This is a genomic window from Neotamlana sedimentorum (genome assembly GCF_000943565.1).
Classification (GTDB): domain Bacteria; phylum Bacteroidota; class Bacteroidia; order Flavobacteriales; family Flavobacteriaceae; genus Neotamlana; species Neotamlana sedimentorum.
The window spans coordinates 143,199-159,793 of sequence record NZ_JTDW01000002.1 but is presented as its reverse complement, the minus strand read 5'-3'; the positions used below and the strand labels follow the sequence as shown (position 1 = coordinate 159,793).

15 protein-coding genes are annotated in these 16,595 nt (G+C 33.7%); 3 read left to right on the top strand and 12 right to left on the bottom strand.

The features are described 5' to 3' along the window. Positions 1–2: 2 nt before the first annotated feature. The 11 genes from PW52_RS03075 to PW52_RS03025 form a co-directional block, all read right to left on the bottom strand. On the bottom strand, positions 3–632 hold the full coding sequence (locus PW52_RS03075; RefSeq protein WP_044631457.1) for a carbonic anhydrase family protein: 630 nt from the start codon (positions 630–632) through the stop codon (positions 3–5). A gap of 30 nt (positions 633–662) precedes the next feature. Then, entirely contained in the window at positions 663–2,255 is a 1,593-nt protein-coding gene (locus PW52_RS03070; RefSeq protein ID WP_044631456.1) for a SulP family inorganic anion transporter, read from the bottom strand. A gap of 109 nt (positions 2,256–2,364) precedes the next feature. After that, complete coding sequence (locus PW52_RS03065; protein ID WP_044631455.1) at positions 2,365–2,649, bottom strand: hypothetical protein; 285 nt, start codon at positions 2,647–2,649, stop codon at positions 2,365–2,367. Between the two features lie 61 nt (positions 2,650–2,710). After that, on the bottom strand, positions 2,711–3,469 hold the full coding sequence (locus PW52_RS03060; RefSeq protein WP_044631454.1) for a tetratricopeptide repeat protein: 759 nt from the start codon (positions 3,467–3,469) through the stop codon (positions 2,711–2,713). Between the two features lie 31 nt (positions 3,470–3,500). Next, complete coding sequence (locus PW52_RS03055; RefSeq protein WP_044631453.1) at positions 3,501–5,273, bottom strand: BatD family protein; 1,773 nt, start codon at positions 5,271–5,273, stop codon at positions 3,501–3,503. Between the two features lie 204 nt (positions 5,274–5,477). Beyond that, the gene (locus tag PW52_RS03050) at positions 5,478–6,380 is read right to left on the bottom strand and encodes a tetratricopeptide repeat protein (RefSeq protein ID WP_316930115.1); all 903 of its coding nucleotides are present in this window, start codon (positions 6,378–6,380) and stop codon (positions 5,478–5,480) included. A gap of 56 nt (positions 6,381–6,436) precedes the next feature. Next, the gene (locus PW52_RS03045; RefSeq protein WP_044631452.1) at positions 6,437–7,474 is read right to left on the bottom strand and encodes a vWA domain-containing protein; all 1,038 of its coding nucleotides are present in this window, start codon (positions 7,472–7,474) and stop codon (positions 6,437–6,439) included. Positions 7,475–7,542: 68 nt separating this feature from the next. Continuing rightward, entirely contained in the window at positions 7,543–8,550 is a 1,008-nt protein-coding gene (locus PW52_RS03040; RefSeq protein ID WP_044631451.1) for a vWA domain-containing protein, read from the bottom strand. Then, positions 8,550–10,145, bottom strand: a complete 1,596-nt coding sequence (locus PW52_RS03035; RefSeq protein WP_044631681.1) for a BatD family protein — start codon at positions 10,143–10,145, stop codon at positions 8,550–8,552. The genes PW52_RS03040 and PW52_RS03035 overlap by 1 nt, the downstream gene beginning before the upstream one ends. Before the next feature lie 143 nt (positions 10,146–10,288). Beyond that, entirely contained in the window at positions 10,289–11,155 is an 867-nt protein-coding gene (locus tag PW52_RS03030) for a DUF58 domain-containing protein (RefSeq protein ID WP_044631450.1), read from the bottom strand. A gap of 112 nt (positions 11,156–11,267) precedes the next feature. Further along, a complete protein-coding gene (locus PW52_RS03025) occupies positions 11,268–12,269 on the bottom strand; it encodes an AAA family ATPase (protein ID WP_044631449.1) in 1,002 nt (333 codons plus the stop codon). A 261-nt stretch (positions 12,270–12,530) separates the two neighbouring features. On the opposite strand from PW52_RS03025, the gene PW52_RS03020 reads away from it, so the two are divergent. The 3 genes from PW52_RS03020 (at position 12,531) to PW52_RS03010 (ending at position 15,051) form a co-directional block, all read left to right on the top strand. Continuing rightward, on the top strand, positions 12,531–13,283 hold the full coding sequence (locus PW52_RS03020; protein ID WP_044631448.1) for an SDR family NAD(P)-dependent oxidoreductase: 753 nt from the start codon (positions 12,531–12,533) through the stop codon (positions 13,281–13,283). Then, positions 13,284–14,417 carry an ATP-binding protein gene (locus tag PW52_RS03015; protein ID WP_044631447.1) on the top strand — a complete coding sequence of 378 codons (1,134 nt, stop codon included), beginning with the start codon at positions 13,284–13,286 and terminating at the stop codon, positions 14,415–14,417. A 187-nt stretch (positions 14,418–14,604) separates the two neighbouring features. Continuing rightward, on the top strand, positions 14,605–15,051 hold the full coding sequence (locus PW52_RS03010; RefSeq protein ID WP_044631446.1) for a hypothetical protein: 447 nt from the start codon (positions 14,605–14,607) through the stop codon (positions 15,049–15,051). 356 nt (positions 15,052–15,407) lie between these two features. On the opposite strand, the gene PW52_RS03005 is transcribed toward PW52_RS03010, so the two are convergent. Beyond that, on the bottom strand, positions 15,408–16,595 hold the full coding sequence (locus tag PW52_RS03005) for a DUF1501 domain-containing protein (protein WP_044631445.1): 1,188 nt from the start codon (positions 16,593–16,595) through the stop codon (positions 15,408–15,410).

Below are 16,595 nucleotides of genomic sequence, written 5' to 3'. Positions count from 1 at the left end.
TTTTACTCATAAAATTCTACGGCACCGGTTGTAATATTATACATGGCACCTATAATTTTAATTTCGCCATCTTTTTCCATTTCGGACAATATTGGGCTTTCTGCATGAATTCTATCTATAGTAAGCTCGACATTCTTTTTAGAAACAGTGTCTACGAAATCTAGGTTTTTAGAGTTACGCAGGCTTTCGTCTGCTGGTTCTGTTACAGCTTCTACCGCGGGGTTAATTTTCTCTATTAACTTGGTTAAGTTACCCATTTCGGCGTGGTCGCAGGCTCCTTTAATTGCACCACAACTCGTGTGACCTAAAACTACTATAAGTTTCGTGCCAGCCAATTTACAAGCAAATTCCATGCTTCCTAAAATATCTTCGTTAACAAAATTTCCTGCAATACGTACACTAAAAATATCGCCTAAACCTTGATCGAAAACTAACTCTGCAGAAACACGAGAATCGATACAACTTAAAATAGTGGCAAATGGAAATTGCCCTGCTTTAGTATCGTTTACTTGCTCTAACAGATTACGATTTGCTTTTAAGTTGTTTTGAAAACGAATGTTTCCTTCTTTTAAAAATTGTATTGCTTTGTCAGGCGTCATAGTTGCCTGAGTTTCTTTTGTATGTGCTTTCATAATATAGTTTTTAATGTCTTGTTATAATAATTAGCTCAAGCTAAGGTCCGATTTTGGTCTTTTTTTGAAGAATTCAATAAAACTTTCTGGATTTTCAACGATACCACGTTTAGACAATAACTTAATATTGATATTCCGTTCTTTTGCCTTTAGAAGAAAATCTTCTAAAATTTCAATAATATCATTATCTAAATATCTTGTTCCAAGAACATTTAATTCAAGAAATGTATCTGGCGGAATATTATCCAACTCTTTTAAAATAGCACCTTTATTAAAGAAGGTAACCTCTTCGGCAAAGGTCATTTTCATTTTATGATTACCGTTTGTGCTATCTTCAATATGAAGAAAATGTGAGTTTTGGTAGCTTTTTAAAAGTATAACTACAATTCCAACAGCTAAACCTAATCCAATTCCTTTTAATAAATCGAAAAATACAATACCTAAAACAGTAACAATAAAAGGAACAAATTGTTTCCATCCTAAGCTGTACATTTTTTTGAATAAAGTTGGTTTAGCTAGTTTGTATCCTACAACCAATAAAATAGCGGCAAGAACAGATAAAGGTATCATATTAAGCAAAGTCGGTATTAAAATTACCGAAATCAATAAAAAGAAGCCATGAATTATGGCCGACATTTTAGATTCTCCACCTGATTGAATGTTTGCCGAACTACGCACGATTACTTGAGTAATTGGTAATCCTCCAATTAGGCCAGAAATAATATTTCCTGTTCCTTGTGCCAGTAACTCTCGATTAGTTGGTGTTACGTTTTTATGCGGATCTAATTTATCGGTAGCTTCAACACATAATAAAGTTTCTAAACTTGCTACTAAAGCAATTGTAAATGCGATAACCCAAACTTCTGGGTTTGTAATGACACCAAAGTTTGGAAAACTAAATTGCGCTAAAAAAGACGAAGCATCTTCTGGCACAGGAACACTAACTAAGTGTGATTTTGCAATAGATAAACTCTCGTTACCTTTTGTAGTGATATAAAATATAATTCCTAACACTACAGCTACTAATGGCCCTTGTATAAGCTGAAATATTTTACCTTTTTTAGAAAGAACACGATCCCAAAGAATAAGAATAGCTAACCCAATAGCCCCAATTATAAAAGAACCCCAAATAATATTATCTGAAATATTTAAAAGAGAAGAAAACGTATTTTCTCCTGATGCTTCAACAAAGCTGTCAGCACCTTCGGCTTCGGCGTCGTAACCAAAAAAGTGCGGAATTTGTTTTAAAATTATAATAATACCGATTCCTGTAAGCATGCCTTTTATTACCGACGATGGAAAATAATACCCAATAACGCCAGCTTTTAAAACCCCAAAAAGTAATTGAATAGCACCACCTAAAACGACGGCTACTAAAAAATTTTGGTAACCACCTAAGGAACCAATTGCAGTAAGTACAATGGCAGCTAATCCTGCTGCGGGTCCGCTAACTCCGATATTAGAGCCACTTAAACCTCCAACAACAATACCACCAATAATTCCTGCAATTAAACCAGAAAATAATGGAGCACCACTAGCAAGGGCAATACCTAAACATAAAGGTAAGGCTACAAAAAATACAACTATACTGGCTGGTAAGTCTTTTTTTATTGTTTTAAACATATATAAATAGTTTTACTTTCAATTACAATGACAAATAGATTAATTGAAAGTGGTTAATGTAAATAAATTGGTTTTTAAGGAAACCTATGGTTGATATGAAAATAAAAAATTAACCTATTTCTGGTGGTGGAGAAAAAAGATTTAAATGCGGATTGGGATAATTTTTTAAAAAATATGCTGTTCTAACTTCCGATGTTAAGAAAGTTAAATCGGCTGGTTCATGACTGTCGTTACTAAACGGAAGCTTAATTTTATTTACTTCTTCTTCTTCAGCAACGTTATTATAAAAAATTGAAATATCAACAGAATCGTCTATACTAGCAATTATTGTTGGAGCAGCAATAAAGCCCAACAATAAAACTGAAAAGAATATAACAATTGTGTTTTTAGTCATGTTTTAGTTTGGTTGTTATACAAATATAACATTTCAAAGTAATTATCGTGTTAAAGATGTTTTAAAAATCTTTAATGGTTTTTATATCGTTTGCAGCAACCCAGCCTGTTTTACCATCGGCAAGTTTTATTTTTTTCCAGCTTTCAAAAGTTTCTTCTACTTGTACTTTTGTGCCTTCATGCAATCTAAAAGCTTCATCGCTATTTGGGTTTGGGCCACTTTTCACTTTGCTTTCTTGAGCAAATATTATGGCCGGATTATCTTTTTTGTCTAAGTTAAACTTATAAAATGCAAAGGTCAGCGTAATACAAATCAAAATTAAAGAAACCACACTTCCAATAAAGGTTAAGCGCTTTCTGTTGGTAGAAAAAGCGAAATAATATATTAGAAATAATATAACGAAAACAAACACTAAAACAACGGCTATTTTTGCCCAAGCATCGAAAGTGAATTTGTTTGCGAACGACTTTATAAATTTTGATATTCCAGAATCGGGTACAATATCTATCACATCAATAGTCATGTTTTGCGCGAAGGCTAAGTTGTTTTTTATATCGGCATCGTTGGGAGCTAAGCGCAAAGCCTTTTCATAGTAATAAATGCTAGGCGCAATGTTATTTAATTTGTAATTGGCATTGCCAAGATTAAAATATAAATCGGCCGAATGATTTCCAGTTTCTATAATAGCTTCATAGGCATCGATAGCTTCAGCATACTTAGCATCGTTGTATAATGCGTTTGCTTTTTCGAACAAGGCCTCATTTTGACCAAAACTAAATGCCGCTATAAAAAATACGAGTATATAAATGGTGTGCTTCATAAAATGCTTCACTTGGTTCAAAAAAAGTATATTATTTTGCCTGTTTATCTATTAACGAAATGGTTTGTGCTGCTTTATCGTAATCTTCTTGCATGGTTACATTATCAATTGGGGTGTAACGCGCCAGTTCACAACTTTGTAATATGCCAGTAAAATCTGTAATTACGCTAGAGTCCACTTGCTTATCTTTTAGCAGTTCGGTAATTCTATCCTTGCTTAATTCGCTAGTTTCAATTTGTAATTTAGCTTTTAAATAGTTGTGTAATGCTTTTTCTAGAGCCACATAAAAAGCTTCTTTTTGGCCTAAAGATTTTTTGGCATTACTTAAATATTTACGGGCTAATTTATCGGCTTTTCTAATTTTATTTCCAGAAACATCGGCATCGCGTTTAGCTTTTTGTTTGCCTAAAATAATGGCTAACGGAATGGCTAAAAACGGCAATAAAAGTAAATACCAAAAGGTATTGGTTTTAAAGAAATGACTTTGCTTTATGCTAGAAAATACGGTATTGGTCTTTATAAAAGCAAACTGATTGTCGTTATAAACTACAGCTTGTTTATTGTTGCTTGTTGCATTATTTTCGTTAGAATTTACGCCATTGGAAGGCCCGTTTAGAACATCAATAACAATTTCATTTGATGATAAACGTTTATAGCTTTCGGTTTTTAAATCGAAATACGAGAACGAAATATTCGGAATTGGGTATTTTCCTTTAAATTGAGGAACAACGGTATAGCTATCGGCAATGCTTCCTTGCATGCCAGCTAGGTTTGTTTTTACATTTTCGGTATGCTCAGGTTCGTAAACTTCCAAAGAACTAGGTAAACTAATTTTTGGTAATTTAAATAGTTTTAAGTTTCCGTTTCCACTTACGCGAACGTTAAGCTGAAGCGATTCTGTGGCATCTAATTCGGTTTTAGACGTAGAAACATCAAACTTAAAATCACCAACGGCACCTGTAAAATCTGCTGGTTTACCTGCTTCTGGTAAGGCTTTAACGTTTATTGTTTTGTTACCTGCAGACACGGTACGGTTTACACGTGTCATGAGTAAGCTTCCAAAAATATCGCGACGGTTTGAAGGGACGCGCATGGCAATATTTAAGCTTAAAGGTTCAATGTTTAATTTTCCAGTTTTTTGAGGATATAACACTGTTTTTCGCAATACCAAAAAGCGATATTCTTCGCCGTTATACGTGCCGTTTTGTACCTTTTGATTTTGAGTGTTTATATTTTGACTCCAAAAATCGTTGTAGCGCGGACTATCGATTTCGTTCCAATTATCGACAGCTACCTTTGGCGAAACATAAAGTTTATAAACAACCGTAATAGCTTCGTTTAAATACGGATTGGTTTTTGATACTTCGGCCACTAAATGAATATTCTCTGAAGCCAAATAATTAGGATCGTTCGGATCCTTTGGAATATCGACAGCTGCAGTAACTTCAATTTTTATTGGTGTGGTTTTGTACGTTTCGCCATCAATATTTATGGTGGCTTGACTAATTGTAAACGTACCGCGACTTTTAGGTGTTAAAAAATAGCTATAGGTTTTTTTGTAGGTACGCACACCATTTATCCAGGAGTTACTTACCGATTGATTTGGCCCGCCAATAACCGTAAAATTTGCAAAATTTGGAGGATTAAAATTATCGCCATCTTGATTCATTTCAAAGTCGATGCGTAAACGCTCGTTAATGCCTAATTTGCTCTTACTTGCTTTGGCCTCGAACTTAACTTGTGCGCCAGCAAATGTTGATGCAATGACAATAAATAAAACAGCTATGTAATTTTTTATATGCATTTTTATTTTTAATGAGATGCTTTGCTTTAAGGTGCTCAGCATGACAATTCGTTTCTTTTAACTCTACTTTTTAAGATGCTTCGACTGCGCTCAGCATGACATTTTATTATTTATTCTTACTTAGAACTTCGACAAACTCAGTTTAGTAGGTTTTGTGCCTTCACATTTTTTTAAAATTTCAAATTCAGTCTTCGGTTTTCAAAACTACCAATCTTTTTCGGTTTTTATTTTTACACCTTTTTGTTTTTCGGCATTTATTTTTTCTTGAACCTTTTGTTCTTGGTTGTTCATGGCTTCTAGCAAGTTTTTAATTTGCTGTGGCGATAATTGGCCTTGTTGAGGTTTAGGTTGTTGTTGCTCTTTCTTTTCATCTTCACCTTTATCGCCTTCATCTTTCTTTTCATCTTTAGGCTTGCCATCTTCATCTTTTTCGTCGTCACCTTCCTTTTTATCATCTTGTTCGCCCTCGTCTTTTTGATCTTTATTTTCGTCGTTATCTCCTTCGTTTTCTTTATTCTCGTCCTGCTCCTTATTTTGATCTTGTTTGTCTTCTTTATCCTCGTTTTCTTTGTTTTCGTCTTGCTTGTCTTGATCTTGGTTTTTATCTTCTTGATCTTGTTGCTGTTTTGCACATTCTTTGGCAAGTCCTAAATTATAACGAGTTTCATCGTCGGTTGGGTCGTTTCTTAATGCATTTTTGTAAGCTTCAACCGCTTCTTTACATTTTTTATTTTGCATTAAAATATTACCAATATTATGAAATGCACGGTGTTTTTCCTCTTTTGAAGTTGAAGAACTGGTAGCTTGTTGTAAACGATACAGGGCTTCATCGAAATTACCGTTTTTAATATAACTGGTTCCTAAATTGTAAACACCGGCTTTTGTAGAAGCTTGTTTTGATAGTGCTTTGCGGTATTCCATTTCGGCAGACACAAAATTGTTGTCACTTAACAACGAATTGCCTTCGTACACAAAATTATTTGCTTTTTGCATAGCCAATAATTGTGCTTTTTCTGCATCTTCTTGAGCTACAGAAATTGCTGAAATACATATGCTTAAAATAAGTAGTAAACGCTTCATTTCTTTGTTTAAATTTAAAAAACCCATTGTTTTTGCACGTTAAAAAAATGATAAATAATTAACACGCTGCACACGGTAAAATCTTAAAAATTCTCATTAAATAGATTTAATTTTTTTAACCAAGCTGTTTTTCTTTCTAAAAGGAAAACATCTAATAATAAAAAGAAAATTCCGAAACCTAAAAACCATTGAAACTGGTCTTTAAAGTCGGCAAATTGTTTTGCCTCGAATTCAGTTTTATCCATGGTGTTTAAAATGTCTCTAATATTTTCAACTACGTTAGCTGTATTTTTTCCATTTATATAAGCGCCGTTTGCAGCTTCTGCTATGGCTTTTAATGTGTCTTCATTAAGCTTTGTTATTACGGTTTCGCCTTGGCTGTCTTTTTTATAATTTAAAACAACACCGTTTCTTTTTTCTGGAATTGGTCCGCCTTTTACGTCGCCAACACCAATGGTAAAAATACGAACGCCTTCGTTGTGTGCGGCTTCGGCAATGGCTTCGGCTTCTTGCCCGTGGTCTTCACCATCGGAAATTATAATGAGCACCCGGTTGGTTTGCTCTTCATCATCAAAATAGGTAGATGCCAATTTAATAGCTTCGCTAATGGCCGTTCCTTGCGACGATAGCATATCGGTATTCATGCTTTGTAAAAACATTTTTGCAGAGGCATAATCGGTTGTAATTGGTAATTGCGGAAATGCGGCTCCAGCATAGGCAATTATACCAACACGATCGCTCGCCAAATTATTTACAATTTGCGTAACTAATTGCTTCGATTTTTCTAAACGGTTTGGTGCAATATCTTCGGCCAACATACTTTTAGAAACATCGAGTGCAAAAACAATATCGACTCCTTCACGCTTTACTGTTTCAAGCTTTGTGCCAATTTTGGGGTTTACTAAAGCTAAGGATAAACATAAAAAAGCTAAACATAAAACCACTACTTTTAATACGGTTTTAAAGGTAGATTTATTCGGACTTAATTTTTTAAGTAATGCCTTATCGGCAAACTTATTTTGGGTTTTGTATCTCCAGAATTGTAGACCTAAAAACAGGAGGATTATTACCGGAATAACAACCAACGTCCAAAACCATATTTTCTCTTCTAATTGATACATTTTCTTTTTAGTTTAAAGTTCAAAAGTTTTATGTTTAATATTTTCGCTTTCGCGGAAATTAAAAACGGTTATACAAAACTTTTAAACACGGTGTTTCGTAATAATAGCTCGATTAACAATAGCAAACCAGCAATTAAAACTAGCGGACGAAATTTTTCTTCGTAATTGTAAAATTTAAATTCTTCTATTTCGGTTTTTTCGAGCTTATTAATTTCATCGTAAATTTCTTCAAGTTTTTTATTGTTAGTCGCTCTAAAATATTTTCCGCTTGTAACTTCGGCGATTTCTTTTAGTAAAACTTCATCAATTTCTACTTGAATTCTTCTGTATTGAAAATTACCTGTTCTTGGGTCGATAGCCACAGGCGATAATGCCATTCCGTTAGTTCCTAGTCCAATAGTGTATACTTTTATTCCGTATTCTAAGGCTAGTTCGCTTGCAATTTTAGGATCGATAAACCCAGAATTGTTTACACCATCGGTTAATAAAATAATAACTTTACTGGAAGCTTTGCTGTCTTTTAATCGGTTAACCGATGTGGCTAATCCCATACCAATGGCGGTACCGCCTTCAATTATATTATTATATTTTATGCTTCGTAACGAACGTAATACGATGCTTTTATCGCTTGTAATTGGAGTTTTGGTGTAGCTTTCGCCAGCGTATTCTACTAAACCAATACGATCGTTTGGTCTGCCTTGAATAAAGTCTGAAGCTACTTTTTTAAGTGCTTCTAATCGGTTTGGTTTTAAATCTTTGGCTAGCATACTTGCCGAAACATCTATAGCCATTACAATATCTATACCTCGAGTTGTTTTGGTTTTAGAAGAAACATCGACTGTTTGTGGTCTTGCCAATGCTGTAATTAAAAACGCTAGAGCCAATAAACGCAAAGCAAATAATACGTGCTTAAATTTTGGTAACAACGAGTTTGTAACTTTAAACCCTTTTAAACTCGATATTTTGAGTTCGGCAGTTTGTTTTTTGTTTTTAAAAATATACCAAACAATAGCTAATGGCAATGCCAATAGCAACCAGAAAAATTCTTTATTTACAAACTCAATACCTTCTAACATTACTCTTGTTCTTTTTTAAGTTCTATAGAATTTAAAATGCGCTCAACTGTTTGGTCTGCATAAACATCATCAACAGGATACGTTATAGCAATTTGTTGCACGACGTTTTCTGAAGCAAAAAATAACATAGCGTATTTTAAGTCTTCATAATTTCCTGTTTTTAAACGGTCTGCTTTTAAAGTTCCGTGAGTTTTTATGCCTTCGGCTCCGTTTGGCGTAGTAAACTTTTCTTTTAAAGTTACAATATCTTTAGCGCCTTCGGCTTCTAAAACTTTAAAACTACTTTCTATACTTTGCTCTACATCAATGCCACCTTCTGGCGCTTGATTTAAAACCGTTGTATTTACTAACACACTAAACTCATCAAGTAAAGTACCGTACATAAACGAGGTCATTTTCATGTTAGCTTTTAACTCATCTGGAACAGGAAGCTCAACGCGTTTTAAAACTTTTGGCGTTGAAATAGTAACTGCAGGAAAACCATATTCACTATTTACCCAATCGCCTTCCAGTAACTCTTTGCTGTCGTGACCCAAAATGGTGTCTTTTACATAACCAAAACCGTATTTTAATGAAAACCCAACATAGGTTGCCGCTATTAAAAACACAGCTATACCCGCTGTTAACCAGATTTTTCGGCGTTTCTTTTTACGCTCTTGTTCTTCACGGTATTGCTGGTCTAAAAGCTTTTCTTCTTCGGTTGGTTCTGGTAAAGCTTCTTTTACATGATCTATTTCTACATCAATAGTGTTTCTATCTAGCTTTGCTAACTCAACATCTGGTGCGGATTTTGCAAATTTTACTAAATCGGCACGTTTTAAAATACTTTCTAGGTTTTTAATGTCGTCGTTACTTAAATCTACCTGATTACCTTGTTTAAGTATTTTAAGTCTATCTATTAACTCGTCTGTTGTGCTTTCTAGAGCGCGATCGTAAACTTTTTCATCTAAATATTTACGAATAATAAAGGTTAAATCGGAATAATAATCTTTTAAATTTTCGTGCTCCAAATAGTGGCTTTCGTCTAGCTTTTTAAGTGCTAATTTAGCGCGATCGTAAGGCGGTAATAATGCAATTTGCTCAGCTTCGGTTAATGGTTTTTTACGCCAAATAAACCAATATAAAAGTGCTGCAATAACAGCTATAACTAACAATACAATAAGAGCTGTTTTCCACCAATCGCTGCTACTTTTTTCAACTTCAATAATTGGTTTTATATCGTATAAGCCTTGTTTTGTTGTATCTACCGCAACATTAAAAACCTCAACTTGTAACGAATCGGTAAAAAAGGTTTTATCTGCAATAATTATTTTTTGCTTTGGTATGGTGTATTTACCCGAATCGAATTGTGTTAATCCGTATTTTTTTACCAAGTTATACTTATCGGTCTTTTTTAAAGTATCAATTGGGTAAGATTCAATAACTTCTAATGGTGAAAATGATTGTCCTTCTGGGAAAACAACCAAATTTGTAGTATCGGTTTCTACCTCAACTTTAAAGGTTATTTGTTCTCCTATTTTTATTGAAGTTGAATCGATTGACGATTTTACTTGAGCAAATGAGAGAAAAGAAAAAAGAAACAAAAGGCTAGACATAATAGCTTTATTAACTATAAATCCTGATACTTGTTTCTTGGTTCTGATATCTTGTATGTTTAAATTATAACTTTTCATTTCTAAAATAGGTTTCGACTAAGTTTATACTGAGCGAAGTCGAAGTGCTCAACCTGACAGCATTATTATCCTCTTCGTTTAAAATAGCCTAGTAACTTTTTTACATAGCTTTCGTCCACACGGCAATCCATACTTCCTGCACCCGATTTATTGAAACTATCTTTGTAATAGTCGACTTTTTCTCTATAAAATTTCGCGTAATTCTGTCTTACTTTTTTTGATGATGTGTTTACCAACATAAGCTCGCCCGTTTCTTCGTCTTGCATTTGTACAACACCTAAATTTGGCATGTCTTCTTCGCGAGCATCGTAAACTCGTATGCCAGTAACGTCGTGTTTTCCGGCTACAATTTTCATGGTGTGATGATAATCGTCTGCAATAAAATCGGACAATAAAAACACAATAGCTTTCTTTTTCATTACACTTGATAAAAAACGTAATGCTTCAGCAACATTGGTTTGTTTACTTTCCGGTTGAAACTCTATAAGCTCTCGTATAATACGCAATACATGCGAGCGTCCTTTTTTAGGCGGAATAAACAATTCTACTTGATCTGAAAATAAAATTAAGCCTATTTTATCGTTGTTTTGTGTTGCCGAAAAGGCTAAAGTTGCTGCAATTTCGGTAACTACTTCGTTTTTAAATTGCTGGTTTGTACCAAACATTTCGGAACCAGAAACATCTACCATTAGCATCATGGTAAGTTCGCGCTCTTCTTCAAAAACTTTTATGTAAGGCTCGTTATAACGTGCGGTAACATTCCAATCTATATTTCGTACATCGTCTCCAAATTGATACTGGCGAACTTCAGAAAAAGTCATACCACGACCTTTGAAAGTCGAATGGTATTCGCCTCCAAAAATATGATCAGACAAACGGCGTGTCTTAATCTCAATTTTTCGTACTTTTTTTAGTAATTCTTTAGTATCCATCTATTCAGTAAACAGTTTTCAGTCGCAGTATTCAGTTATCACAAACTATTTATACAGTATTCAGAATTATAGTAAGCAACTGCAAACTGCTACTGAACACTGTAAACTATTTTTATGGTACTTCAATTTCGTTTACTATTTTGTTTATAATGTCTACAGATGTTACATTTTCGGCTTCAGCTTCGTAAGTAATACCTATTCTGTGACGTAACACATCGTAAACAACCGCACGAACATCTTCTGGAATTACATAACCTCTGCGTTTTATAAATGCATAACATTTTGCCGCGGTAGCTAAGTTTATACTACCACGAGGCGATGCACCAAATGAAATTAATGGTTTTAAATCGGCAAGTCTGTATTTTTCTGGATAACGTGTTGCAAAGATGATATCTAGGATGTATTTTTCAATTTTCTCGTCCATATAAACTTCGCGAACAGCTTGTTGAGCTCTTAAAATGGTGTCTGTTGAAATTACAGATTGCACTTTTTCCCAAGCCCCTTTTAAGTTAGCGCGCATAATTAGCTGCTCCTCGTCAAGTTTTGGATAATCGATAACAGTTTTAAGCATAAAACGGTCTACCTGTGCTTCTGGCAACGGGTAAGTTCCTTCTTGCTCTACTGGGTTTTGTGTTGCCATTACTAAAAATGGCTTATCTAGCGGAAAAGTTTCATCGCCAATAGTTACTTGCTTTTCTTGCATCGCTTCAAGTAATGCTGCTTGTACTTTTGCTGGCGCACGGTTAATCTCATCGGCAAGTACGAAGTTTGCAAAAATGGGTCCTTTTTTAATGGAAAAATCATTATCCTTCATATTATAAATAAGGGTCCCTGTAACATCGGCAGGCAATAAATCGGGCGTAAACTGTATACGGCTAAATGTACCATCTACAGCTTGTGATAAGGTGTTAATAGATAAGGTTTTTGCTAAACCCGGCACACCTTCAAGTAAAATGTGGCCACGCCCTAACAAACCAATAAGCAATCGTTCTACCATGTGTTTTTGCCCAACAATTACTTTGTTCATTTCTAACATAAGTAAGTCTACAAAAGCACTTTCTTTTTCAATTTTCTCGTTAATGGTCTTAATATCAATAGTACCTGTTTCTTCCATCATTTTTATTTTTTAATAAAGCACGAATATAACGCCCTAATTTGAGCATTGCAAATTGTTAAAATTTTTCTTTGGTAGCTGTTAAAAAATGGTTAAAAAACATAGCTAAAACCGCTTGCTTAAAGGTTTAACGAATAATTATGATAAGTAAATCATAAATAAACAACTTTAATTTCTTGTGATAAAAGAATTACAAGTAAACAAACTTTTTACATCCGAGTTGTTTTAAGTATTTTTATAAAGGATTAAACAAATATATAAATGAAAAAAACGGTTCTAATTACCGGCGCAACTAGTGGTATTGGCGAGGCCACTGCCTACGAATTTGCAAAACAAGGTTTAAACATAATTATTTGTGGCCGACGTTTAGAACGCTTAAATACCATGCAAAAAGCGTTATCTAAACTAACACGTGTACATATTTTAAATTTTGATGTACGCGATAAAGAAGCCACTTACATTGCTATAAACGGTTTGCCTGATAAATTTAAACAAATAGATATTTTAATAAACAATGCTGGTAACGCCCATGGCCTAGACCCTATTAACGAAGGTAATACAGATGATTGGGATGCCATGATGGATATTAACGTAAAAGGCTTGCTGTATGTGAGCAAAGCCATAATCCCGCAAATGACAGAACGAAAATCGGGACACATTATTAACATTGGCTCTTCGGCAGGTAAAGAGGTTTATCCAAAAGGAAATGTATATTGTGCCAGTAAACATGCGGTTTTAGCAATTACCGAAGGTATGCGCGTAGATTTAAATCCATACAATATAAAAGTTAGCGCTGTAAATCCAGGGCTTGTAGAAACCGAATTCTCTAAAGTGCGTTTTAAAGGCGGCGACCAAGCCAACCATGTTTACAAAGGTTTTAAAGCCTTGCAAGCTAAAGATATTGCCGAAATATTATACTTTGTAATTTCCAGACCTGACCATGTAAATATTGCAGATCTTTTAGTATTTCCAACAGCACAAGCCAACAGCGTAACCGTTAAAAAGGAGTTTTAAATGATTAATAAACGCCTTCTTATTAAACATTTGCTTGCTCACAACGACGAAAATAGCTTTTACGATAAAAAGCTAAAAATAGACATTAGCGAAAAAGAAGGTAAAGCCAAATTTTTAAAACACATTTGTGCACTATCAAACAGTAACCCCAAAAACAACTCTTATATTGTTATTGGTGTAAAAGATGAAAATAATGCCATTATTGGAGTAGATTTTTTTGATGATAGTAAAATTCAAAATTTAATAAACGCTTATTTAAGCCATCCGCCAATTGTACAATACGAAAACATACCGTTTCCTCATTTACCACACGACAAAGTAGTAGGTTTAGTTACCATTCGCCCAACGGGAACCATTACTTCACTCAGAAAAAATATTTGGAAATATTATGGTGGCTCTGTATTTTTTAGAGACGGTAGCATGAGCATGCCTAAAGTTTTTGATATTGAAATTAAAGATGTGAATTCTGAGCTTGTTGCCGCTATTGAAAAAAACTCGCAAAATAATATAGAACACACACTTGATGGTGTTATGGAGTTCATGAACGCCCGTACAGATTACACACCACAATACAAAGTATTTAAAGAGTATTTTGTAGTGTGTTGGGCCGGACAAAAAAAAGTTGTAAACGATGAAGTGTTTTTCTCTAGAGTTGATATAGAATTAATTAATGAACAAGTAAAGTTATTTTTTTCAGCTTTAGATGAGGTTTCCATTTTTTACAATGAAAACAGTTTTAAGATAATAGAGTATGTGCGATTAGGGCTTCAAGATTATTATAAATATTATCAACTGGAAGAAACAATAATAAACTTTCAAGACAATGCCAGTTATAATATTGAAACTACTTTACTCTTCCAGCCCCCACAATTCGATAAAAAAATACTTTTTCATATTTATAACAATAATAATGCTTTATTAGAAAAACTAAAAAAAGGCTTATTGCTAACTCCTCGAGAAGAAGCCGATTTAAAAAACTTACCTTCAGCATACCTTATCTGTTATTTAAACTTATTTCATGAAGCCGTTAACAAACTTCATGAAGCTAAACCTTACTTAAAAAAACATAGTAACGAAGTTTTCAATTATTATAAAGAATCAGTTAGAATTTTAAGAAAAGTAAAATACAGCTAAAAGGGGAAAACACCTTTTTTAAACAAGTAAAACACAGTGTAAAATGCGTGCTTTTACTCTTTACAAGCAAACTATTGTTGCGTTGCTTTGTAACACATAAAATAAGCATGTTACATATGAGCTATAAAGTTGACAAGTTAAGATATAATTTGCATGCAACTATTAACATAATTTACAAATAAAAAACATGAAAACAGTACTTAAAATCTACAAATTACTAACCGTATTACTTTTAATGATTTCATTTAGCGCTTGCTCAAGTGATGATAGTAATGAAAAAGAACCTACAGTTTCGGAATTATTAGAAAATAAATGGTTTCTTCTAGAAACTACAGATACTTCTACAGACCCAGAAACGATTGAAGTAGCAAACTCATGTAGTGTGAATTCATACTACAATTTTTTAAATGATGGAACATTATTAGTTCAGCTCTATAATCTTGATGCAGATGAAAACTGCGTCTCTAGCAGCCTCGAAGTTTTTAATTATATTTTGAGTGCCGATGGCACAAAAATTATTGTAGAATTTGAAAATGGTGATATAACCAATATAATTATTGATTCTATTGATAATGAATTCTTAGAACTTTATAATGAAGAAACGCCGGATTATAGGGTTTTATTCAGTAAATAACCTCGTACTATTTTTTAATTAATTAAAATCCTGAATTTTAAAAAAAGAAAAACATTCACAATTTGCTATTAATCAATTCTTGAAAACTCTTACTTGAAAATAATTTTAAGTGAGAGTTTTAATTTTTTGATAATTAGCTTAGAAGATTGTAAAATGTTAATATAGAAGCTTAAACAATTTAAATACCATAAAACTAATAAGGGTTTTTTATCAAAATCGGAATACTAACAAATTAACCTTTATTTAAACTTGAAAACATTTTTATAATTAAAAAAAAGTTGCATTTTTGTAATGCTATTAATCTAATAAACCTTGTGCTCCAAATCGCTTTTTGAAAAAGAGTCAAGGTTTTTTTATTATATAAAGTTAAGTGTTTTAGGGTTTGAACTTATAATCCCATCGGTTGAAACATCCATCCAATTATTTAAAATAGTAGCGTAAACCGAACGAAAATCGATTTCATATTTTATATCGCCGTTATCATCTAAGTTGTTTAAACTAGCTAATTTGTTGTAGAACCCGGCTTGTTTCAAATTTTTTCCAATCACAAAAACATTATTTGCTGCACCATGGTCGGTACCATTGGCTGCATTCTGTTTTACACGTCGCCCAAATTCCGAAAAGGTTAAAATTAAAGTATCGTTAAAGGTGTTTTCACGTTTTAAATCGTTTACAAATGCCTGTACACTTTCTGCATATTCGCTAAGTAATTGCGCTTGTTTGTTGGTTTGGTTGGCGTGTGTATCGAAACCACCTAAAGCGGTATAAAACACCTTGGTTTCAAGTCCAGAATTTATAAACTGTGCCACATACTTTAATTGTTTGGCAAAGTTGTTTTTAGGGTAATCTTGTTTTGATGACGACACCTTAGTCGTTTCAAAAATATATTTTGCCGACGATTTAGCTTCAATCATGGTTTGGTACAAATAGCCCAAATTATGTTCGCTTAAATGCGCATCGTTGTAATGGTTTATTACATTTTTAAAATATGGATCGCGCGCCGTTCTGTATAATACTTTATAATCGTTAGTAGCAATGCCATTAAAGTGCTCGCCTTTCATGGCTAAACTTAATTGCTCGTCGGTTTCAATGGCATTATAAGGGTTTTTGCCTTGCTTGTCGAGATAACGCCCCAACCAACCGGTTTGTAAATACTCGTTGGCATTGCTTGCGGTGTGCCAAATATCCATAGATCTAAAATGCGAACGTACCGGGTTTGGGTAACCTACATTGTTAATTATGGATAATTCGCCATTATCGAACAAAGGGCGCAATGGTTTTAAGCTCGGGTGAAACCCTAATTCGTCGTTAAGTTTTATAATATCTTTATTTATGGCTAATTGTGGTCTGGCGTTGTAATAAATATCGTTATTATGTGGTATTATGGTATTTAATCCGTCGTTACCACCAGATAATTGAATGATAACTAAGCGCTTATAACCTAGTTTTGCTGTTGCAATATTTTCGAAAGCTTTTACAAAACTGGGCACGAAAAAAAGGCCACTTGCAAGGCTCGATTGTTTTAAAAATTTTCGTCTGTCCAT